Annotated in this window: 20 protein-coding genes; 9 read left to right on the forward strand and 11 right to left on the reverse strand. The window is 72.1% G+C overall.

What is annotated here, in order from left to right:
* Position 1 precedes the first annotated feature (1 nt).
* From ACIRD8_RS00815 to ACIRD8_RS00830, 4 genes are all read left to right on the forward strand, one after another.
* Positions 2-481 carry a hypothetical protein gene (locus ACIRD8_RS00815; protein WP_403984587.1) on the forward strand — a complete coding sequence of 160 codons (480 nt, stop codon included), beginning with the start codon at positions 2-4 and terminating at the stop codon, positions 479-481.
* Positions 478-753, forward strand: coding sequence for a DUF3817 domain-containing protein (locus ACIRD8_RS00820; protein WP_403984589.1), 276 nt, complete (start codon positions 478-480; stop codon positions 751-753). The genes ACIRD8_RS00815 and ACIRD8_RS00820 overlap by 4 nt, the downstream gene beginning before the upstream one ends.
* Positions 754-772: 19 nt before the next feature.
* Positions 773-2,041, forward strand: a complete 1,269-nt coding sequence (locus tag ACIRD8_RS00825) for an MFS transporter (protein ID WP_403984590.1) — start codon at positions 773-775, stop codon at positions 2,039-2,041.
* A gap of 416 nt (positions 2,042-2,457) precedes the next feature.
* Positions 2,458-3,558, forward strand: a complete 1,101-nt coding sequence (locus ACIRD8_RS00830) for an LLM class flavin-dependent oxidoreductase (protein WP_403984592.1) — start codon at positions 2,458-2,460, stop codon at positions 3,556-3,558.
* Positions 3,559-3,574: 16 nt separating this feature from the next.
* Here ACIRD8_RS00830 and ACIRD8_RS00835 read toward each other — a convergent pair whose 3' ends face one another.
* From ACIRD8_RS00835 to ACIRD8_RS00850, 4 genes are all read right to left on the reverse strand, one after another.
* Positions 3,575-4,372, reverse strand: coding sequence for a VOC family protein (locus ACIRD8_RS00835; protein ID WP_403984594.1), 798 nt, complete (start codon positions 4,370-4,372; stop codon positions 3,575-3,577).
* A gap of 82 nt (positions 4,373-4,454) precedes the next feature.
* Positions 4,455-5,813 (reverse strand): carboxyl transferase domain-containing protein, encoded by a 1,359-nt coding sequence (locus ACIRD8_RS00840; RefSeq protein WP_403984596.1) that lies wholly within the window; start codon positions 5,811-5,813, stop codon positions 4,455-4,457.
* Positions 5,806-7,269 (reverse strand): acyl-CoA synthetase, encoded by a 1,464-nt coding sequence (locus ACIRD8_RS00845; RefSeq protein WP_403984598.1) that lies wholly within the window; start codon positions 7,267-7,269, stop codon positions 5,806-5,808. The genes ACIRD8_RS00840 and ACIRD8_RS00845 overlap by 8 nt, the downstream gene beginning before the upstream one ends.
* Positions 7,270-7,315: 46 nt before the next feature.
* Positions 7,316-8,527, reverse strand: coding sequence for a nitrate/nitrite transporter (locus tag ACIRD8_RS00850; RefSeq protein WP_403984600.1), 1,212 nt, complete (start codon positions 8,525-8,527; stop codon positions 7,316-7,318).
* Between the two features lie 159 nt (positions 8,528-8,686).
* On the opposite strand from ACIRD8_RS00850, the gene ACIRD8_RS00855 reads away from it, so the two are divergent.
* Positions 8,687-9,118 carry an Lrp/AsnC family transcriptional regulator gene (locus tag ACIRD8_RS00855; RefSeq protein WP_403984601.1) on the forward strand — a complete coding sequence of 144 codons (432 nt, stop codon included), beginning with the start codon at positions 8,687-8,689 and terminating at the stop codon, positions 9,116-9,118.
* Here ACIRD8_RS00855 and ACIRD8_RS00860 read toward each other — a convergent pair.
* The 3 genes from ACIRD8_RS00860 to ACIRD8_RS00870 all read right to left on the reverse strand — a co-directional run bounded on the left by ACIRD8_RS00860 (position 9,096) and on the right by ACIRD8_RS00870 (position 12,362).
* A complete protein-coding gene (locus ACIRD8_RS00860) occupies positions 9,096-10,601 on the reverse strand; it encodes a GAF domain-containing protein (RefSeq protein ID WP_403984603.1) in 1,506 nt (501 codons plus the stop codon). The two genes, ACIRD8_RS00855 and ACIRD8_RS00860, sit on opposite strands and share 23 nt — an antisense overlap.
* A gap of 18 nt (positions 10,602-10,619) precedes the next feature.
* Positions 10,620-11,657 (reverse strand): rod shape-determining protein, encoded by a 1,038-nt coding sequence (locus tag ACIRD8_RS00865; protein WP_403984605.1) that lies wholly within the window; start codon positions 11,655-11,657, stop codon positions 10,620-10,622.
* A gap of 132 nt (positions 11,658-11,789) precedes the next feature.
* Positions 11,790-12,362 carry a hypothetical protein gene (locus ACIRD8_RS00870; protein ID WP_403984607.1) on the reverse strand — a complete coding sequence of 191 codons (573 nt, stop codon included), beginning with the start codon at positions 12,360-12,362 and terminating at the stop codon, positions 11,790-11,792.
* Positions 12,363-12,581: 219 nt separating this feature from the next.
* Here ACIRD8_RS00870 and ACIRD8_RS00875 point away from each other — a divergent pair, with 219 nt between their 5' ends.
* Positions 12,582-13,178, forward strand: coding sequence for a hypothetical protein (locus ACIRD8_RS00875; protein ID WP_403984609.1), 597 nt, complete (start codon positions 12,582-12,584; stop codon positions 13,176-13,178).
* A gap of 13 nt (positions 13,179-13,191) precedes the next feature.
* Here the strand turns inward: ACIRD8_RS00875 and ACIRD8_RS00880 are convergent, their stop codons facing one another.
* Entirely contained in the window at positions 13,192-13,623 is a 432-nt protein-coding gene (locus tag ACIRD8_RS00880) for a MarR family winged helix-turn-helix transcriptional regulator (protein ID WP_403984611.1), read from the reverse strand.
* Positions 13,624-13,737: 114 nt separating this feature from the next.
* On the opposite strand from ACIRD8_RS00880, the gene ACIRD8_RS00885 reads away from it, so the two are divergent.
* Positions 13,738-14,757, forward strand: a complete 1,020-nt coding sequence (locus tag ACIRD8_RS00885; RefSeq protein WP_403984613.1) for an NADP-dependent oxidoreductase — start codon at positions 13,738-13,740, stop codon at positions 14,755-14,757.
* Positions 14,758-14,812: 55 nt separating this feature from the next.
* On the opposite strand, the gene ACIRD8_RS00890 is transcribed toward ACIRD8_RS00885, so the two are convergent.
* Positions 14,813-15,283 carry an MSMEG_6728 family protein gene (locus tag ACIRD8_RS00890; protein ID WP_403984615.1) on the reverse strand — a complete coding sequence of 157 codons (471 nt, stop codon included), beginning with the start codon at positions 15,281-15,283 and terminating at the stop codon, positions 14,813-14,815.
* A 116-nt stretch (positions 15,284-15,399) separates the two neighbouring features.
* Between ACIRD8_RS00890 and ACIRD8_RS00895 the strand changes: the two genes are divergently transcribed.
* Positions 15,400-15,828, forward strand: a complete 429-nt coding sequence (locus tag ACIRD8_RS00895) for an organic hydroperoxide resistance protein (RefSeq protein WP_403984617.1) — start codon at positions 15,400-15,402, stop codon at positions 15,826-15,828.
* Between the two features lie 175 nt (positions 15,829-16,003).
* Positions 16,004-17,521 (forward strand): alpha-N-arabinofuranosidase, encoded by a 1,518-nt coding sequence (locus ACIRD8_RS00900; protein WP_403984619.1) that lies wholly within the window; start codon positions 16,004-16,006, stop codon positions 17,519-17,521.
* A 58-nt stretch (positions 17,522-17,579) separates the two neighbouring features.
* On the opposite strand, the gene mmsB is transcribed toward ACIRD8_RS00900, so the two are convergent.
* Together mmsB and mmsA are read right to left on the reverse strand one after the other, a co-directional pair.
* Positions 17,580-18,824, reverse strand: coding sequence for a multiple monosaccharide ABC transporter permease (gene mmsB / locus ACIRD8_RS00905; RefSeq protein WP_403984621.1), 1,245 nt, complete (start codon positions 18,822-18,824; stop codon positions 17,580-17,582).
* Entirely contained in the window at positions 18,821-20,371 is a 1,551-nt protein-coding gene (gene mmsA, locus ACIRD8_RS00910) for a multiple monosaccharide ABC transporter ATP-binding protein (RefSeq protein ID WP_403984623.1), read from the reverse strand. The genes mmsB and mmsA overlap by 4 nt, the downstream gene beginning before the upstream one ends.
* Between the last annotated feature and the right edge of the window lie 4 nt (positions 20,372-20,375).

Raw genomic sequence — 20,375 nt, forward strand, 5'->3', positions numbered from 1 at the left:
CATGACGAAACTCTTCCTCTCCCTGCACGTCCTGGCCGTGATCCTGGCCATCGGCCCGGTCACCGTCGCCGCGAGCATGTTCCCCCGGACCCTTCGCACGGCCCACAGCGGTCCAAGTGACGGCGAGGCGCTGACGACGCTGCGGATGCTGCACCGCATCTGCCGCGTCTACGGGGTCATCGGCATCGCCGTACCCCTGTTCGGGCTCGCCACGGCGAGCAGTCTCGGTGTCCTCGGCAGCCCCTGGCTGATCACCTCGATGCTCCTGACCGCCGCGGCCGCCGGTCTGCTGGTCCTGCGGATCCTTCCCGCGCAGGGCGCCGCCCTCGCCGCCGTACAGGCATCCGTACAGGCACCCGGCTCCGGTGCCGAAGCCCGCGCCTCGGCCCGTCTCGCCATGGCCACCGGTGTGTTCAACCTGCTCTGGGCCACGGTTACCGTCCTGATGATCATCCGCCCCGGCTCCACCACGGGAGCATGACCGTGTCCCTCCGTCCCCTGCGCATCGCGGCCCACGCCGAACTCGTCTCGCTGGTCGTCATGCTGGCCAACCTGGCCACCGTCCACCTCGGACCCGTCTCCTCCCTGATGGGCCCCACCCACGGCTGCGCCTACCTCGTCGTCACCATCGCGACCTGGCGTCACGACCGGGCCACCACCGCCGTCAGGGCCCTCGCGGTCGTCCCCGGTGTCGGCGGGCTCCTGGCCCTCCGCAGGCTCGACCTCGAGACGGCCGCCGCACCCGCTCCCTAGCGGGCCGTTACCATCCCCTGTGACCGAAACAGCCGAACAAGGTGTATCCCGCACCCGCATACTCGCCGACCTGACGCCGCTGCGTTCCTCCCCGGACTACCGGCGGCTCTGGTTCGGGAACACCGTTTCCTGGATCGGGCAGGGCATGACGGCGCTGGCCGTCTCCCTCCAGGTCTACGACATCACCGGGTCCGCGTTCTCCGTCGGGCTGATCGGTCTCTGTTCGCTCGTTCCGCTGGTGCTCCTCGGGCTGTACAGCGGGGCCGTCGCCGACACCGTCGACCGGCGCAAGCTCGGGCTCTTCAGCGCCACCGGGTCGTTCCTGCTCTCCCTCGTACTGGCCGCCGTCACCTTCGCCGGGGTCGAGAACCTCGGGCTGCTCTACGCGGTCGTCGCCCTCCAGGCCGTGTGCTTCGCGCTCAACTCCCCGGCCAGGAGCTCGATGATCGCCCGGCTCCTCCCGGCCGAACAGCTGCCCGCCGCCAACGCACTCAGCGCCATGACGTCCACCACCGGCGGCCTGGCCGGCCCGATGCTCGGCGGCCTCATCGTCGGCTGGTGGGGCTACCGGGCGGCGTACACCGTCGACGCCGTCACCTTCACCGCCTCGCTGTACGCGATGTGGCGGCTGCCCTCGATGCTGCCCGACCGGGCCGAGGGGGAGCAGGGGACCAAGCGGGCCTCCGTGCTGGACGGGCTGCGCTTCCTCGGCACCAGGCCCAATCTGCGGATGACCTTCTTCAGCGACCTGAGCGCCATGGTGCTGGCCCACCCGCGCGCCCTCTTCCCCGTGGTCGCCGTGGTCTGGTTCGGCGGCGACGCGAAGACCACCGGACTCCTCGTCGCCGCCCCGGCGCTGGGGGCGCTGCTCGGCAGCATCTTCTCCGGCTGGCTGGGCCGCGTACGCCGGCACGGGCTCGCCGTGCTGATCGCCGTCGCCTGCTGGGGCGGAGCCATCGCCATGTTCGGGCTCACCCGGCAGCTCTGGCCGGGACTTGTCCTGCTCGCGCTCGCCGGGTGCGCGGACTCCATCTCCATGGTCTTCCGCAACACCATGCTCCAGGCCGCGGTCCCGGACGACATGCGCGGCCGGCTCCAGGGCGTGTTCATCGTGGTCGTGGCCGGCGGCCCCCGGCTCGGCGACCTCGTGGCCGGCTCCGTGGCCGACCTGACGTCACCGGCCGTGGCGGTGACCGGTGGCGGCATCGCCTGCGTGCTGGTGGTGTGCCTGCTGGGGCTGCGCTGGCGCGGCTTCGCCCAGTACGACGCGCGCGATCCGCAGCCGTGACAGCAGGTCGGCCGCGACCGGGCCAGCCGTGACAACAGGTCGGCCGTCACCGGGCCAGCCGTGACAGCAGGTCCGCCGCGACCAGGCCAGCCGTGACAGCAGGTCCACACCTTGATACGTCGCTGTCCGTCATACGGGCGGCGCTTGTCGCCGTGCCCGGGGCGACGCCAGGATGCCCGCATGGCCCCAGCTCTTGTGTCGCGTCGTCACGTGGATCTCGTGCGTGTCTCGACCATGCTCTGTCGGGCCGGCCTCCGCTGTCCGTCCTGTCGCTGACGTGACGCCCCGCCGGCCCTGACGCCGGCCTCCCGACGCCTCCGCGTCCCCTGATCTCCCGGACACCCCGGCCTGCCGGTGCCCCCACGCACCCGTACGCCGTGGTGCGTCCCCCCGCCGCCGTCCCACGAGGATCCCTCATGCCCGACAACAGCCCGCTCCTGCTCCACTGGTTCCTGCCCACGGGCGGCGACGGCCGCGATCCCGGCGGGGTGACGGCCGTGCAGGGGAGGACCGGCGCGGCCACCCGCCGCCCCGCCGACATCGGCTATCTCACCCAGGTGGCACGTGCCGCCGAACAGGCCGGATTCCACTCGCTGCTGACCCCCGTGGGGCTCGGCTGCGTCGACCCGTGGATCCTCACCTCGGCCCTCGCCCAGCACACCGACCGCATCGGGTTCCTGGTCGCCTTCCGGGCCGGCTTCGCCAGCCCCACCCTGCTGGCCCAGCAGGCCGACGCCTTCCGGCGGTTCGCCGGCGGGCGGCTCCGGCTCAACGTCGTCACCGGCGGCGACCCCGTCGAACAGCGTGCGTACGGCGATCACTTGGCCCACGACCAGCGGTACGCGCGCACCGACGAGGTGATGGCCGTCCTGCGTGACCTCCTCGACGGCAAGCTCGTCGACCACAGCGGCGAACACCTGACAGTCGAGGGCGCCCAGCTCCACGACCCGGCCGTCCAGCACCCCGTCCCCCTCTACTTCGGCGGCGCCTCCCCGGCCGCCGAAGCCGTCGCCGCCCGCCGGGCCGACGTACAGCTGCTCTGGGGTGAACCGCCCGCCGCCCTCGCGCAGCGCATCGCCCGGCTCCGCGCCGTCGCCCCCGAACTGCGCTACGGACTGCGGCTGCACATCATCAGCCGGGACACCGCCGCCGAGGCATGGGCCGAGGCCGACCGCATCCTCGCGGGCATCGACCCGGAGGCCGTCCGGGCCAGCCAGGAACGGTTCGCCCGCATGGACTCCACCGGGCAGGCCCGGATGGCCGCGCTGCACGGCGGCGGCTCCGCGGACGCCGCGAAGCTGGAGGTCGCCCCGAACCTCTGGGCGGGCATCGGGCTCGTACGGGAAGGGGCCGGCACGGCGCTCGTCGGCTCGCACGACGAGGTCGCCCAGCGGCTGCACGCGTACCGGCGCCTGGGGATCGGCGAGTTCATCCTCTCCGGCTATCCGCACCTGGAGGAGGCCTACCGGGTGGGCGAGGAGGTCGCCCCCCGGCTCCGCGCGCTCGACGCGGCCTGAAGGGGCCGGGGTCCGGTCAGGAGACCTTCGTGACGCTCGGCATCTCGCCCCCGGTCGTCGTGGGGTCGAACAGCGAGAACACCGCGCCCTGCGGGTCCGTCAGGGACGCGAACCTGCCGAACGGGATGGTCATCGGGCCGAACCGGAGCTCGGCCCCCAGCGACTTCGCCTTTTCCACCGCCGCGTCGCAGTCGGCGACGGCGAAGTAGACGTTCAGATGGGCGGGCACCTGGGGCGGGAACTCCTCGCCCATCTTCATCCGGCCGAGCACCGGGTCGGCGCCCAGGTCGTAGAGCGAGAAGTCGATCGCGTCGTCGTCCAGGTGCTTCACCCCGTAGCCGAAGACGGCGTGGAAGAAGGCGTCCGCCTTCTCCGGGTCCCGGGTGAAGACCTCGGCCCAGGCGTAGGCGCCGGGCACCGCCTGCGCCTCGAAACCCTTGTGGCTGCCCGCCTGCCACACCCCGAACGGCGCTCCGCCCGGGTCGGCGGCGAGCACCATCGTCCCGAAGTCGCCGACCCGCATCGGCTCCACCAGCACATGGCCCCCGTGCTCCCGGACCTTCGCGGCGGTGGCGTCGGCGTCCCGGGAGGCCAGATACAGACACCAGGCGGACGGTGCCTCCTGGCCCGGCATGGGCGGCGACAGCGCGGCGACCGCCTTGCCGTCCACATAGGCCTGGGTGTAGTTGCCGTACTCCGGCATCGAGTCGCCGTACGTCCAGCCCAGGAGCTCACCGTAGAAGCGCTTCGCCCCCTCCAGGTCGCCGAACGTACCGTCGGCCCAGCACGGGGTGCCCTCGGATTCTGCGGCCATGACTCGGACCCTTCTTCACTCGGCGGATGGTCCTCCTTGTCACGCTAGCCAAACCCCGCCCGACCGGCGCGCCGAGCGCGTCTCAGCGCTCCGGCCCGGCGGGCCCGACGACGGAGCGGGCGACCCCGAGCTCCACCAGGTCCTGGGGGCGCAGCCGGAGCTGGCCGGCGGTGGACCGTACCTCCTCGGGGCCGCGCTTCAGGATGGCCGCCGCCAGTTCCGGTGCGATCACCGAGAAGTAACTGTCCGTGGTGACATGGGTGTTGTCCGGCGCCGCCAGGGCAAGCGCACCGCCGGAGCCGCCCTCGCCGATGACCAGCGTCGTCACGGGGACCCGGGCACCGGCGATCGCCGCGAAGGCGTCGGCGATGGCGGCGCCCGCACCCGCCCGTTCCGCCTCCGCGTCGTTGGCCGCGCCGGGGGTGTCGATCAGGGTCAGCACGGGGAGGCCGAGCCGGTCCGCGAGCCGGATCACCCGTGCGGCCGTGCGGTAGCCCGCCGGGCGGGTCGCGGTGCCGCACTGGGCGGCGTACGCCACGGGCCGCCCGGCGTGCATGCCCACCCCGCAGAGCAGCCCCGGATCCCTGCCGCCGCACCGGTCGCCGCTCAGCGGCAGCCGGTACTCGAAGTACGCGTCCAGATAGGCCTCGGCCCGCGGCCGCCCCACCGCCCTGGCCTGCTCCACCGCCTCCCAGCCGGTGTCCGGAAGTCCCGTGGACGACAGCGCGCCCGGCACCGGGGCTGTCTGCGCCGGCCCCGTGACCGTCAGCGCCGCCAGCCAGCGGCCCAGCGTCCCGGGCAGCTCCTCCGGAGTGACGACCGCGTCGACCTGGCCCGCCGCCAGCTGGCCCTCGGCGGTGTACGCGTACGGATCCGCGCCGGCGGGCCGCACTCGGGAACCCGCGAACCCGATCTGCGCGCCGGGCAGCGCCAGCACCACGTCGGAGCCCGCCCCCACGGTGGCCCAGCCGCCGCCGGTCGTCGGATCCCGCAGTACGGCGATCTGCGCCTGCCCCAGGGACCTCAGCCGGGCGGAGGCGCGGGCCACCCGCTGGAGCTGTATCAGCGCGATCATGCCCTCCTGCATCCGGCTGCCCCCGGTGGCCACCAGCGAGACCAGCGGCAGCCGCCGCTCACCGGCCAGCGCGTACGCGGCCTCCAGCCGGTCCCCGGTGCGGCTGCCCAGCGAGCCGCCCAGGAAGCCGAATTCGAACGAGACCAGGACGCACTCCCGGCCGGCGACGACGGCGGTCCCGTACAGGACGGACTCCTCCTCGCCGGTCCGCGCCGAGGCGCGCGCCCTGGACTCCGCGTAACCGCTCCAGCCGAGCGGACCGTCCGGAGGTACGGGGCGCTCGGGCGGCCGGTGCTCCGTGAAGCTCCCGGTGACGGCGGCAACCGCCTCCCGCGCCCACAGACGGGCGCACCCGGCGTCAGGCACCGAGCGACCGCTTCATGATCTTGCCCAGCTCGTTGCGGGGCAGCACGTCGAGGTAGCGGACGACGCGCGGGCGCTTGTGAGGGGCCAGCAGGCCCGCCACATGGTCCGCCAGCTCCCGCTCGCCGGGCGGCGAACCGGGGTCGTCCGGCACCACCCAGGCGACGATCCGCTCGCCGAGATCCGCGTCCGGCTCACCGGTGACGGCTGCCTCCCGTACGCCGGGGTGGTCGAGCAGGGCGTTCTCGATCTCGCCCGCACCGATCTTGTAGCCGCCGCTCTTGATGAGGTCGGTGGCCTTGCGCCCGACGATCCGTACGTAGCCGTCGGGGTCGACCGTGGCCATGTCGCCCGTACGGAAGAAGCCGTCCTCGGTGAAGGCGGCCGCCGTGGCCTCCGGCCGGTTCAGATAGCCGGTGAAGAGGTTCGGGCCGCGCACCTGGATCTCGCCGATGGACGCGGTGTCCCGGAGCACGGTGCCGTCCTCCTCGACGAGCCTGAGCTCCACGCCCGGCAGCGGCGGGCCGACCGTCCCGGCGCGGGGCGCGCCGTCCACCCGTACGCCCGTGTTCATCAGGGTCTCCGTCATCCCGTACCGCTCGACGACCCCGCGCCCGGTGGCCGCGGTGATCCGTTCGTGGTCGTGGACCGGCAGCGCCGCCGAGCCGGAGACCAGCAGCCGGGCACCCGCCAGGGCCTTCGCCAGGCTCCGGGGCCCGGCCGGGCCGTCCAGCGCGCCGGCCAGCCGGTGGTACATCGTGGGCACGCCGAACAGCATCGTCCCCCCGGAGAGCAGCTCCCGCGCCACGCCCTCCACCGAGAACCGGCCGAGGTGGCGCAGGGAACCGCCCCGACGCAGCGGGCCGAGGACGCCCAGGACCAGCCCGTGCACATGGAACAGCGGCAGGGCGTGCACGAGGACGTCGTCGCCGGTCCACCGCCACGCGGCCTCCAGCGCGTCCAGCGACGCGGCGATCGCCCGGCGGGGCAGAACGGCACCCTTGGGCGGACCCGTCGTGCCCGAGGTGTAGACGACCAGGGCGGGGGAGTCCTCGGAGGGCTCGGGAAGGGCGGACTCCGGCGTACGGGCGGCCGTGGCCGTCTCCACATCGAGCCGCGCCAGGCCGCCGAGCGCCGACGGCAGTACGTCGTCGGCGCCGGCCAGCACCGCCGAGGGCGCGCTGTCGGCGACGATGTGCGCGAGTTCCCGCTCTCCGGTCCTCGGGTTGAGCGGCACGGCGGGCACCCCCGCCCGCAGCGCCGCCACCACGGCGACCACCGTCTCCGGGGTGGACGTGGCCCAGACGGCGACGCGCCCCGCCCCGGCGATCCGGACGGCGAGGGAGGCGGAGGCATCGGCCAACTGTGCGTAGGTCAGGACGTGTTCGCCGAACCGGACGGCCTCGGGGGAGTCCGTCCGGCCGGACGCTCCGCGCAACGCGGGCAGAAGAGAGGTCACGTGCCGAGCCTAAGGGCTGTCCCCCGGAGCCCCTCAGGACCGCCCGTCAGCCGTCGCGACGGATGGTCCGCATCCGGCCGTAGGCGTACACCGCGCCCGCCAGTGCCAGGTCGGAGAGCAGCATGAAGCCGATCGAGTACGAGTTCTTCGCGCTGTAGATGGCGCCCATGACCAGCGGCGGCACGAATCCGCCGAGCCCGCCCATCGCCCCGACGATGCCGGTCACACTGCCCACCTTGGCCTGCGGGGTCACCTGGGAGACCAGGGCGAAGACGCTTCCGCTCGCGGTGCCGAGCCCCGCCGCCATGCAGAGCAGCGCGATCGTGCCGAGCGGGTCCAGCGGCGGGTCGAAGGCCTGGACGATGGCCATCAGCGCCGCCAGCAGCAGGGCCGCGGCCGTGACCAGGGCGGGGTGGGCCCGGTCCGACAGCCAGCCGCCGAACGGCCGGAAGATGACGGTGACCAGCGCGAAACCCGCCGCCTTGGTGCCCGCCTCGGTCGGTGACATCTCGTACCAGGTCTTCAGGTACGTCGGCAGGTACACCCCGAACGCGACGATGCCGCCGAAGCCGATCGCGTACAGCGCGGACAGCTCCCAGGTCACCCGCAGCCGGCCCGCCTCGCCCAGCCGGTGGGCCAGCGAGTCCGCCGGGATCTTGCGGTCCGGGTGGTCGGTGATGAGGACCGCGGCGAGCAGCGAGTAGACCAGGAGGGCACCGGCGACGATCCAGAACGGCAGGTTCACGTCGTGCTCGGCGATCCTCGGCGTGAAGTAGCCGGACAGCGCGACGCCGCCCATGCCCATCCCGAACACGCCGAGTGCGAGGCCCCGCTTCTCGGGCGGGAACCATGAGTTGACGAGGGGGATGCCGATCGCGAACGTCGTGCCGCCGAGGCCGAGCAGGAAGCCGACGGCCAGCATCGCCCCGTAGGAGTCCTTCGCCGGGATGAGCAGCAGCACCGGGACGATCGTCAGGGCCGAGACGGCCGGGAACATCAGCTTGGCGCCGTACTTGTCGGTCAGCGCGCCCGCCGCGATCCGGCCGAGCGAGCCGACGAGCACGGGAACGGCCACCAGCAGCGACTGCTGGAAGGAGCTCAGGCCGAGCCGCTCCTTGAAGTCGCCCGACAGCGGGGAGATCAGGTTCCACGCCCAGAAGGTGAGCGTGAATCCGATCGTGGCCATGATCAGGTTCCGGTAGGCGGCGGCGGATTGTCTCCGGTCCGGGGCGGGGGCCTGCTCGGCGGTTGTGTCCACACCGCAAGTCAAGGGGTGGGGGGAGGGTGTGGCACGGCGGGCTGGGCCATCCGGGTAGGGCGGGGCACGGCAGACGCCCCATGGGCAGCGGGCCCTTTCACGGCCCGGGGAGAGGCCTCCCGCCCGCCGATTCCGCCCATGACTGCCACAATCGCCCCTATGGACAGGCTCGACCGAGAGATCCTCGGCATTCTCCAGGAGGACGCCCGGATCTCGTACCGCGATCTGGGCGTACGCGTGGGACTCAGTGCCAACGCGGCGGGTGACCGCGTACGCCGCATGCGCCGCGACGGGGTGATCCGCGGCTTCACGGTCATCGTGGACCCGGCCGCCGACACCCGCTCGGGCCTCGTCGTCTTCATCGACGTGTCGCTGCGCCTCGACACGACGAACGAGGAGTTCGAACGCTCGGTGCTCACCCTGCCCGGCATCACCGAGGTGGTGCACGTGACGGGCGGCCACGACTATCTCGTACGCGCCACGGCGGCCGACCCGGGCTCCCTGGACGCGTTGCTGCGCCGGCTGAAGAAGGACGCGGGCGTCGCCCACTCCAGCACCCGGATCGCCCTCAGAGCGGCGCCTGCCAGATGACCGTCGGCGACCGGCCGCCGTCCTCGGCGCGCCCGTCGTCAGCCACCGCCAGCCGCACCGCCGGGCGTCCGTCGGGCAGCCGGGCCGTCGCGTCCACCTCCACCTCGACGGCCGACACCCCCGCCCGCCGGTGCGCGGCGGCCAGGGCGCCGCGCAGCACATCGAGCAGTTCGCCGTCGACCGGCTCCGTCACCAGGGCGTCCACGGCGCCGGTGAACTGCACCGACGGCTGGAAGCCGAGCACCGCCGCCGCGCCGCCCGTCTCGCGCAGGACCCGGCCGCGGAAGGTCGTGGGAGCCTCGGCGGGCGGCTGCTGGAGAGCGAAGATCGCGGTCCTCACCTCCTGGATGGTGGAGTCCAGCTCGTCGACGGCATGTCCGAGCAGCTCGGCGGTCTCCGTATCGCCCGCCAGGTCCTTGCGGCGCGTCGACTCCAGCATCATCTCCGTCGCGAACAGCCGCTGTACGACTAGGTCGTGCAGGTCACGGGCGATGCGGTCGCGGTCCTCGTAGACCGCCAGCTGCTCCCGGTAGTGCTGCGCGTCGGCCATCACGAGGGCCAGCGCCGCCTGGGAGGCGAACTGGGAGGCGAGCTGCCGGTCCGTCGCCGTGTACGGGGCCTCGCCGCGCCGCCGGGGGAGGGCGAGCGTGCCGATGAGCCTGCCGTCGCTCTGCAGCGGCAGCATCATGCTGGGGCCGAACCGGGACCGTACGGCGGTCGTCATCCGGTCGTCCGTGGCGGAGTCCTCGATGAAGACCTCCTCGCCGCCCAGCAGCTGGACCAGGACGGGGGAGCCCGGGGCGATGGCCGTGCCGACGAGACCGGCCGGATCGTCGAGGGTGGAGGCGGCGACGATCTCCATCCCGCCGCCCGGGGTCGGCTGGAGGATCACCCCGGCCGCTGCACCGGCCAGCACCCTGGCCCGCTCGGCGACGGTCATCAGGGCGTCCGTCGTGCCCGCTCCGGTCAGCAGCGCCCGGGTGACGGCCGCGGCCCCCTCGATCCATTGCTCCCGCTGCCGCGCCGCGTCGTACAGATGGGCGCCGCTGATCGCCGCGGCGGCCTGGGAGGAGAGCAGCCGCAGCAGCGCCGAATCGGTGTCCGTGAAGCGCCCCGGCTCCCCGGCGGTGAGGCACAGGCTGCCGAGCACCTCGGTGTGCACCCGGACGGGCGCCGCGAGGAAGGAGCGCATCGGGAGGAGCGGAGCCGGCAGGCCGCGGGGGTGCGGGCCCGCGGTCAGATCGTCGGTGCGCACGGCCTGCGCGTCGTCCACCAGGGCCCCGAGCACTCCCGTACGCCCGTCGAGGAGCGGGCCCGCCGCGCGGCGTTCGTCGTCGGACATGCCGGTGGTGAACAGGTCGGTGACACGGCGGTCCTCCCCGTGCAGGAGCGCCAGGGCGCCGTAGCGCGCCCCGGCGAGCGCCGTGGCGGTGTCCACGATGTGCTGGAGGGTGGTCCGCAGGTCGAGATCCGTCCCGCCCACCGGTGAGCCCGCCGGCTCTCAGCCGGCGAGCGGGGCGAGGACCAGCGGCTGGACCGTGCCGTCAAGCATCGCGCCGAGCCCCAGCACGGAGCACACGTCGGGCCGCTCCGCGATGTTCACCGGCACACCCGTCGCGTCGCGCAGCATCTGGTCGAGCCCCGGCAGCAGGGCACTGCCGCCGACCATCATGATCCCGGACTCCGCGATGTCGGCCACCAGGTCGGGCGGGCAGTTTCGCAGCACCTTGCCGAGACCGTCGAGCACGGCGGTCAGCGGCGTGTGGATCGCCTGGCGTACGGCGGCGGTGTCGACCTGCACCGACCGGGCCAGGCCGGTGGCCACGTCACGGCCGTGGATCTCCGTCACTGCCGGGCCGTTGAGCGTGAGGCCGTTGCCCCGGAGCGCCAGCTGCAGGGGGCGCACCGACTGGCTGGGCAGCATCAGCTGGTGGTGCTGGCGCAGGTGCTGGATGACCGCGTGGTCGATGGCCTCGCCGCCGATCGGGATGCGTACGGCCGTCACGATCGAGCCGAGCGAGAGCACGGCGATCTGGGTGGTGGCAGCCCCGCAGACCATGATCATGGTGGCGGTCGGCTGCTCGACCGGGAGCCCGCAGCCGATCGCCGCGGCGACCAGGGTGTCGACCAGCTCCACCCGGCGCGCGCCGAGCCCCACGAGGGTCTCGACGGTCGCCCGCTGGGCCAGCGGATCGGCCTCGTGCGGGGTGCAGGCGGCGGCCCGCAGCCGGGGCTTGCGGCGCAGCTGGCGGCGGAGCTTCTCACCGAGCAGATGGCGCAGCATGCGCTGCGCCATGTCGATGTCGACGACCGTCCCGCCGGAGACCGGGCGGGCCACCCGGATGTACGCGGGCGTACGGCCCGTCATCTGTTCGGCGAGCGCGCCGACGGCGATGAGCGAGCCGGTGCGCGTGTTCACTGCGGCGACACTGGGCTCGTCGACGACGAGTCCCACTCCCTTGATGTACACACGGGTCCTCGCGGCCCCGAGATCGACGGCTACATGGCAACGGCGCAACTGTTCGAGACTGACGGTCACGGCAGGTTCTCCCGGGAGCGCTGGCGGGGGGCACCGGCGGCAGCCGGTTCTCCTGACATCGTCGTGCCGTGGCAGGGGCGGCGCGCGCTGGGTGAGCCGTAGGGGGGAACCGAGCTGACGGCGCGACAGATCTCAGTCGCCGTCAGGCAGCAGCCGCTGGAACAGTCCCCAGGTGAACTCGGCGACGCGGGGCCGGCTGCCCGCCGGGTCGGTGAAGGCCAGGGCCCAGCGGGTCGGCGCGCTGCCCTCCATGGGGCGCGCCGGCGCGAAGGCCCTGGCCACCTCGTCGACGGTGCAGGACCACGGGCGGAGGTCGGCGGCCGTACGCAGTTCGGGTCCCGCGGTGCCGGGGGCGCGGACCAGCCATTCGTTCCACACGGCCCCGCCGGGGCCCGCCATCACCTCGAACCGCAGGTCCGGCCAGAGCGGCAGCGGCCACAGCAGCGCGTCGCACTCCAGATCGCCGACCTTGCGGCGTACGGACGACTCGGGGTCGCCCAGGACCGAGCGGTAGCGGCGGAGCGCGCCCCGGCCGCGCGGGGCGCGCAGCATCGCCTGCCAGCGCCGGTTCGCCTCCCGCATCTCGGCGAGCGAGGCGCTCAGTTCATGGCGGGCCTCCTCGACGAGGTCCGGCTGGTGGTCGGCCATCCGGCGCAGCAGGACGAGCTGGAACTGGAGCGGCCCGAACGGGGTGGGAGCGGTCATGGGACCCATCCTGCCGCGTATCGCACGTATCGGGCGGCCTGCTCCGGAGTCCTGAATTCCACACAGGATCCTCACCTGCGCGGCTTCCTGTGTTGTTCCGCGCACGTCTAGTCTGCGGGCGCGATGGATTACTGCCACCCGTGCCAACGGCACCTCAACGGGGCGCTTGCCTGCGCCGGTTGCGGGACCCCCGCCGACGCGCTGGTCCCCTATGCCGTCATGGGCCCGTCCGGCCGTGCCGCTGAGCCCGCCGAGGAGACCCTGCAGGCGTCCGGGTCCGCCGGGCACCGCCGCCGTGCCCGGGGCGAAACCCGCAGGCGTGGCCGCCGTGCGCACCGGAGGCGTGGCCGCGCACTGCTGCTGACGGCGGCGGGCGTGGTGCTGGCGCTGGGCGCGCTCAGCCTGGCCGAGCTGGCCATGGAGCCCGGGGGCGACGACGGCGCCGCGGAGTACGTGAGCGAGGCCACGTCCTCCGCCACCGAGCCCCTGCCGTCGGCGTCGTCGAGCGCGGAGCCCGACGATCCCGGCCCGGTGGAGGTGCCCACCGTCGTGCCGGTCACCGATTCCCACTCCGCGACCGCGACGGGCGGCCCCGCCCGCACCGCGGCGCCGGGCGTGACCGTGTCGCCCTCCGCCCCGGCGGACGCCCCGACGTCCCCGTCCGCGTCCACGGACCCGGACGGAACCGACGCGCCGGCCGAGCCCTCCGGCTCGGGGAAGCCGACCGCGGACCCGGACCCGCCGGAGCCCACGGAGGAACCGACTCCCAGTCCGTCGCCCACCGAGACCTGCCGCTGGATCATCTTCTGCTTCTGACGCCGCAGAGCTCCTAGGCGTCCTCGCCGAGCATCCGCCGCAGCAGGTCGCGCAGCACCGTCCGCTCCGCCTCCGACAGCTCGGCGAGCGGCTCCCGGGCGAAGTCCAGCGCGTCCCGCAGCTGCCGGGCCGTGCGGATGCCCTCCTCCGTCGGGGCGGCGAGCTTCACCCGCCGGTCGGCCGGGTCCGGGCGGCGTTCCACCAGGCCACGGAGCTCCAGCCGGTCGACTATCCCGGTGATGTTGGACGGTTCGCACTTCAGTTTCCGGGCAACCTTGCGCATGGGCATCGGCTCCAGGGAGAGCAGCCCGAGCACCCTGGCCTGCGCGCCGGTCAGCGCGTGTGTGGCCGCGGCCCGGTCGTACTCCTCGTGGTAGCGCGCGACGACCCCGCCGATGAGCTGGATGACATCGAGGGTGAGCGGATCCGAGCGCGAGGTGGCCATGACACCCAGCGTACCGAATTACTTGACAAGGTGAAATATCTGGACGCATGGTTGTTTCATGTCCTGAAGCTTTTCGGCTTCCCGCCCGTACGACATCGAGGAGAACCCGAGCCCATGTCTGCACTTCCCACGTCCAGCCGCGAATGGCACCTCGTCGCCCGTCCGCACGGCTGGCCCGAGGCCTCGGATTTCGCGCTGCGCGAGGCGCCGGTGGCCGCCCCCGGTGAGGGCCGCGTCCTCGTCCGCAACCTCCACTTCTCGGTCGACCCCTACATGCGCGGCCGGATGAACGACGTGAAGTCGTACACCCCGCCCTTCAAGCTCGACCACCCGATGGACGGCGGCGCGGTCGGCGAGGTCGTCGCGTCGAACGCCGAGGGCTTCGCCGTGGGTGACCACGTCCTGCACGGCCTCGGCTGGCGCGAGTACGCCGACGTCCCCGCCAAGCACGCGGTCAAGGTCGACGGCTCCATCGCGCCGCTCTCCGCCTACCTCGGCGTGCTCGGCATGCCCGGGCTCACGGCCTACGCCGGCCTGTTCGACGTCGCCTCCTTCAAGGAGGGGGACGCCGTCTTCGTCTCCGGCGCGGCCGGCGCGGTCGGCAGCCAGGTCGGCCAGATGGCCAGGATCAAGGGCGCCTCCCGCGTCATCGGCTCGGCCGGCTCCGACGAGAAGGTCAAGCTCCTCACCGAGGAGTACGGCTTCGACGCGGCCTTCAACTACAAGAACGGCCCCGTCCGGGACCAGCTCGCCGAGGCCGCCCCCGACGGCATCGACGTCTACTTCGACAACGTCGGCGGTGAGCACCTGGAGGCCGCGCTCTCCTCGTTCAACGTCCACGGCCGCGCCACCATCTGCGGGATGATCGCCCAGTACAACGCCACGGAGCCCACCCCGGCCCCGCGCAACCTGGCGCTCGTCATCGGCAAGCGGCTGCGCCTCCAGGGCATGCTGGTCGGCGACCACGCCGATCTCCAGCCGCAGTTCGTCCAGGACGTGGCCGGCTGGCTGGCCTCCGGTGAGCTCCAGTACCGCGAGACGAAGGTCGAGGGCATCGAGAACGGCTACGACGCCTTCGTCGGCCTGCTGCGCGGCGAGAACACCGGCAAGATGATCGTCTCGCTCGACGCCTGACGGCTCCCCCCGGTGGCGGGCCCCTGAGGTCACGGGCCCGCCACCGGAGGTCCCCTCACCGCCCTTCGCGGTCCGAGGCGGGCCACACATACGGAAGATCCGCAGGCACCCCGGGGAACAGCGGGCCGTAGTACGCCGGGTCCTTGCGCACGAGCGCCGAGCGGTGGCTCTCGTGGAACGCCTCGTCGCCCAGCCACGGGGGCAGTTCGGCCGCCGCGGCGAGTTCCGCGGCCGGCCGCACGGTGGTGCGCCCGAGCGCGCCGGCGAGGTCCTCGCGCAGGGTCGCCGCGCAGGTGTCGGCCCTGCCCTCGGCGGTCCACGCGGCGCACATGTCCAGGCCGTAGCGCACGAGCGCCTCCTCGTACCCGGCCCACATGTGGACGGCGGGGTGGTGCCGCCAGCCGTAGCCGGGGACGGTGAGTCCCCGCAGCACCTGGATCGTCTCGACCCGCTGCTTGCCCAGCCGGCGCGGGTCCAGCGCGAGGGCACTCCGGGAGAAATCGGCGTACGGCAGGAAAGTCTGCATGAACCATGCCTACCGCGTCCGCGCCTCGGTGCGCCCCGGCGTCACCCGCTAGGCTCGGCGCAGGCCGTCGCGATCGTGGGCGCGAGTCGCGGCGCACCAGCAGGAGGATCACCCGTATGACCATCCAGAGCATCGACGTCGCCTACACCGCCGTCGCCACCGCTGAGAACGGCCGCGACGGACGCGTCTCCACCGACGACGGCAAGCTCGACGTCGTCGTCAACCCGCCGAAGGAGATGGGCGGAAGCGGCGCGGGGACCAACCCCGAGCAGCTCTTCGCCGCCGGCTACAGCGCATGCTTCCAGGGCGCGCTCGGAGTGGTCGCCCGTCAGGAGAAGGCCGACATCTCCGGATCGACGGTGACCGCATCGGTCTCCATCGGCAAGACCGCGGCGGGCGGCTTCGGACTGGAGGTCGCGATCAGCGCCTCCATCCCGAACGTCGACCCGGCCACCGCGCAGGCGCTCGTCGAGAAGGCGCACCAGGTGTGCCCGTACTCGAACGCCACCCGGGGCAACATCAAGGTCGAGCTGTCCGCCAACTGACCTGATCGCGTACGTCCGAGGGCCGCATCCCGTCACCGGGGTGCGGCCCTCGGTCGTGCGTCACCGCCCGTCCCCGTAAAAACGCGCAGAGGCATTGACGGCCACGGAGGTGGAACCCTACGGTCCCGTTCGAGGTTACGAGCAGCATTCGAAATATCGAACGAGTAAGGAAGCCATGACCCGCACCGCGCGCTTCACCCTCGACCCGGCCTTCACCGTCGGCGACGTCGACCCCCGGCTCTACGGCTCCTTCGTCGAGCACCTCGGCCGCTGCGTCTACGACGGCATATTCGAGCCCGGCCACCCGTCGGCGGACGAGGCCGGACTGCGTACCGACGTCCTGGATCTCGTCCGCGAACTCGGTGTCACCGTCATCCGCTACCCCGGTGGCAATTTCGTCTCCGGCTACCGCTGGGAGGACAGCGTCGGCCCCGTCGACGAGCGCCCCCGCAGGCTCGACCTCGCCTGGCGCTCCACCGAGACGAATCGTTTCGGCCTCGCCGAGTACATCGGCTTCCTCAGGAAGATCGGCCCGCAGGCCGAACCGATGCTCGCGGTCAACCTCGGCACCCGCGGCGTCCAGGAGGCCATCCAGCTCCAGGAGTACGCCAACCACCCGTCCGGCACCGACCTCTCCGACCTGCGCGCCGCCCACGGCGACAAGGACCCCTTCGGGATCAAGCTGTGGTGCCTGGGCAACGAGATGGACGGCCCGTGGCAGACCGGCCACAAGACCGCCGAGGAGTACGGGCGGCTCGCGGCCGAGACGGCGCGCGCGATGCGGCAGATCGACCCCACGGTCCAGCTCGTCGCCTGTGGGTCCTCCAGCCGCGCCATGCCCACCTTCGCGGCGTGGGAGGCGACGGTCCTCGCCGAGACCTACGACCTCGTCGACCATGTCTCGCTGCACGCCTACTACGAGGAGACCGACGGCGACCGTGACTCCTTCCTCGCCTCGGCCGTGGACATGGAGTCCTTCATCGAGAGCGTCGTCGCGACCTGCGACCACGTGGGGGCGCGCCTGAAGTCCACGAAGAGGATCAACCTCTCCTTCGACGAGTGGAACGTCTGGTACCAGAAGCGCTTCCAGCAGGAGACGGAGGAGAACCCCCTCGACTGGCCCGAGGCGCCGCGGCTGCTGGAGGACAACTACAGCGTCACCGACGCCGTCGTCTTCGGCAGCCTGCTCATCGCGCTGCTGCGGCACGCGGACCGGGTGACCGTCGCCTGCCTCGCCCAGCTGGTCAACGTGATCGCGCCGATCGTGACCGAGCCCGGCGGGCCGGCCTGGCGGCAGACCACCTTCTTCCCCTTCGCCCAGGCCGCACGGTACGGCCGTGGCCAGGTCCTGGACGTACGGGTGGACTCGCCGACGTACGGGACGGCGAAGTACGGCGAGACGGACCTGCTGCACGCCACCGCCGTACGCGACCCGGAGACGGGCGCCGTGACCGTGTTCGCGGTCAACCGCAGCCAGGACACCGCGCTGCCGCTCGAAGTCGCCCTGGCCGGGCTGGACCTGGAGCGCGTCGTCGAGCACCAGGTCGTCGCGGACGCCGACCCGGAGGCCCGGAACACCCTCGCCGAGCCCGAGCGGGTCCTCCCGCACGCCGCCGAGGGCACGGAGCTGGCCGGCGGCACGCTGAGGGCCGTGCTGGAGCCGCTGTCCTGGAACATGATCCGGCTGGTGTGAGAACGACGGACGGCGCCCTCCTCGGTCGGGGAGGGCGCCGTCCGTTCCGCAGGGGGTGTTACGAACCGACCTTGCGCTTGTTCCAGACGTCGAAGCCGACCGCGGCCAGCAGCACCGCGCCCTTGATGACCTGCTGCCAGTCGGTGCCGATCCCGACGAGGTTCATGCCGTTGTTCAGCACGCCCAGGACCAGGCCACCGATGATCGCGCCGAGGACCGTGCCGACGCCGCCGCTCATCGACGCACCGCCGATGAACGAGGCCGCGATGGCCTCCAGTTCGAAGTTGAGGCCGGCCTTGGGCGAGGCCGCGTTGAAGCGGGCGGCGAAGACCAGACCCGCGAGGGCCGCGAGCATGCCCATGTTGAGGAAGACCAGGAAGGTGACCTTCTTGTCCTTCACGCCCGACAGCTTCGCCGCGGGCAGGTTGCCGCCGATGGCGTAGATGTGGCGGCCGATGATCGCGTTGCGCATCAGATAGCCGAAGCCGACGACCAGCACACCGAGGATGAGCAGCACGACCGGGGCGCCCTTGTAGCTGGCGAGCAGCAGCGTGACGGTGAGGACGGCCGCGACCAGGGCGACCAGCTTCAGCAGGAACAGCTTGACCGGCGGTACGTCGAGGGCGAACTCCTGCTGCCGCTTGCGGTCACGGACCTCCTGGAACACCACGAAGGCGATCAGGGCGAAGCCCAGCAGCAGGGTGAGGTTGTGGTAGTTGGTGTTCGGGCCGACCTCGGGCAGGAAGCCGTTGGCTATCTTCTGCAGGTCCTTCGGGAACGGGCCGAGGGTCTGCCCCTTCAGGAAGATCTCCGTCAGACCGCGGAAGAGCAGCATGCCCGCGAGGGTCACGATGAACGACGGGATGCCGAGGTAGGCGATGAAGAAGCCCTGCACCGAGCCCGCGACGGCGCCGATGGCCAGGCACAGCACCACCGCGAGCGGCCAGGCGAGATCGTGCTCGACCATCAGCACGGCGGACATCGCGCCGATGAACGCGGTCAGGGAGCCGACCGAGAGGTCGATGTGCCCCGCGATGATGACGAGCATCATGCCGATCGCGAGGATCAGGATGTAGCTGTTCTGCAGCACCAGGTTGGAGACGTTGCGCGGCAGCAGCAGGTCGCCGCCCGACCACACCGCGAACAGCACCACGATCAGGCCGAGCGCCATCAGCATGCCGTACTGGCGCATGTTGCGGCGCATGCCGCCGAGCATCAGCTGCAGCAGGCCGTCGCCGGAGGCCTGCCCGCCTCCGCCGGACGGCGCGGGGGCCGGGGTCTTCGCGGTCACGTCCGTGCTCATCGGTTTACCTCTTTGTCCTTCGTCATCTGACGCATCAGCGCTTCCTGCGTGGCCTCGGCCCGCGAGAACTCACCCGTCAGCCGTCCCGCCGCCATCGTGTAGATGCGGTCGCACATGCCGAGCAGCTCCGGCAGTTCGGAGGAAATGAAGACGACCGCCTTGCCCTGGGCGGCCAGCTGGTCGATGACCGTGTAGATCTCGTACTTGGCGCCCACGTCGATCCCGCGCGTGGGCTCGTCCAGGATCAGCACCTCGGGACCCGCGAAGATCCACTTGCTGAGGACGACCTTCTGCTGGTTGCCGCCGGACAGCTTGCCCACCGGCTCGAAGACGGTCGGCGCCTTGATGTTCATGGACTTCCGGAAGCCCTCGGCGACCTGCCGCTCCCCGTGCTCGTCGACCACACCCCGCTTGGAGACCTTGCCCAGCGCGGTCAGCGAGATGTTCCGGTTGATGGTGTCGATGAGGTTGAGGCCGTAGTGCTTGCGGTCCTCGGTGGCGTACGCGATGCCGTGCCGGACCGCCTCGGGGACGGACTTCGTACGGATCTCGGTGCCGTCCCTCAGGACGGTGCCGCCCGCGTAACGGCCGTAGGAGCGGCCGAAGACGCTCATCGCCAGCTCGGTGCGACCGGCGCCCATGAGCCCGGCGATACCGACGATCTCGCCGCGCCGCACCTCGATCGAGACGTCGTCGACGACCTTGCGCTGCTGGTCGATGGGGTGGTGCACCGTCCAGTTGCGGATCTCCAGGGCGGGCGCGGTGCCCTCCTCCGGATGGTGCGGGGTCCGCTCCGGGAAGCGGTTCTCCAGGTCGCGGCCGACCATGCCGCTGATGATCCGGTCCTCGGTCGTCTCCGCGGCCTTCACGTCGAGCGTCTCGATGGAGTGCCCGTCGCGGATGATCGTGACCGAGTCGGCGACCCGGCGGATCTCGTTGAGCTTGTGCGAGATGATGATCGAGGTGATGCCCTGTTCCTTCAGCGAGAGGATCAGGTCGAGGAGCTTGCCGCTGTCCTCGTCGTTGAGCGCCGCCGTCGGCTCGTCGAGGATGAGCAGCTTCACCTTCTTCGACAGTGCCTTGGCGATCTCCACCAGCTGCTGCTTGCCCACGCCGATGTCGGCGACGCGGGTCTCCGGATGCTCGTCCAGGCCGACGCGGCGCAGCAGTTCACCTGCGTGCCGAAGGGTGTCGTTCCAGTTGATCATCCCGCGCTTGGCGTGCTCGTTGCCGAGGAAGATGTTCTCCGCGATGGAGAGGTACGGCACCAGCGCCAGCTCCTGGTGGATGATCACGATGCCGTGCTGTTCGCTCGCCCGGATGTCCTTGAACCGGCAGGTCCCGCCCTCGAAGAGGACGTCCCCTTCGTAGGTGCCGTGCGGATGGACGCCGGAGAGCACCTTCATCAGGGTCGACTTGCCGGCGCCGTTCTCACCGCAGATGGCGTGGACCTCGCCCTGCCGGACCGTCAGTGTGACGTCCGAAAGCGCTTTGACACCGGGAAAGGTCTTGACGATCGAGCGCATTTCCAGGACGGGTCCCGCCATGGTT

It is taken from the genome of Streptomyces sp. NPDC102451, assembly GCF_044765485.1.
In the GTDB taxonomy this organism is placed as follows: domain Bacteria; phylum Actinomycetota; class Actinomycetes; order Streptomycetales; family Streptomycetaceae; genus Streptomyces.

What these genes read in the sequence shown, in the direction of transcription:
- ACIRD8_RS00815 (WP_403984587.1), top strand. Translation starts at nt 2, where the DNA reads ATGACGAAACTCTTCCTCTCCCTGCACGTCCTGGCCGTGATCCTGGCC.
- ACIRD8_RS00820 (WP_403984589.1), top strand. Translation starts at nt 478, where the DNA reads ATGACCGTGTCCCTCCGTCCCCTGCGCATCGCGGCCCACGCCGAACTC.
- ACIRD8_RS00830 (WP_403984592.1), top strand. Translation starts at nt 2,458, where the DNA reads ATGCCCGACAACAGCCCGCTCCTGCTCCACTGGTTCCTGCCCACGGGC.
- ACIRD8_RS00835 (WP_403984594.1), bottom strand. Translation starts at nt 4,372, where the DNA reads ATGGCCGCAGAATCCGAGGGCACCCCGTGCTGGGCCGACGGTACGTTC.
- ACIRD8_RS00855 (WP_403984601.1), top strand. Translation starts at nt 8,687, where the DNA reads ATGGACAGGCTCGACCGAGAGATCCTCGGCATTCTCCAGGAGGACGCC.
- ACIRD8_RS00870 (WP_403984607.1), bottom strand. Translation starts at nt 12,362, where the DNA reads ATGACCGCTCCCACCCCGTTCGGGCCGCTCCAGTTCCAGCTCGTCCTG.
- ACIRD8_RS00875 (WP_403984609.1), top strand. Translation starts at nt 12,582, where the DNA reads ATGGGCCCGTCCGGCCGTGCCGCTGAGCCCGCCGAGGAGACCCTGCAG.
- ACIRD8_RS00880 (WP_403984611.1), bottom strand. Translation starts at nt 13,623, where the DNA reads ATGGCCACCTCGCGCTCGGATCCGCTCACCCTCGATGTCATCCAGCTC.
- ACIRD8_RS00885 (WP_403984613.1), top strand. Translation starts at nt 13,738, where the DNA reads ATGTCTGCACTTCCCACGTCCAGCCGCGAATGGCACCTCGTCGCCCGT.
- ACIRD8_RS00890 (WP_403984615.1), bottom strand. Translation starts at nt 15,283, where the DNA reads ATGCAGACTTTCCTGCCGTACGCCGATTTCTCCCGGAGTGCCCTCGCG.
- ACIRD8_RS00895 (WP_403984617.1), top strand. Translation starts at nt 15,400, where the DNA reads ATGACCATCCAGAGCATCGACGTCGCCTACACCGCCGTCGCCACCGCT.
- ACIRD8_RS00900 (WP_403984619.1), top strand. Translation starts at nt 16,004, where the DNA reads ATGACCCGCACCGCGCGCTTCACCCTCGACCCGGCCTTCACCGTCGGC.
- mmsB (WP_403984621.1), bottom strand. Translation starts at nt 18,824, where the DNA reads ATGAGCACGGACGTGACCGCGAAGACCCCGGCCCCCGCGCCGTCCGGC.
- mmsA (WP_403984623.1), bottom strand. Translation starts at nt 20,371, where the DNA reads ATGGCGGGACCCGTCCTGGAAATGCGCTCGATCGTCAAGACCTTTCCC.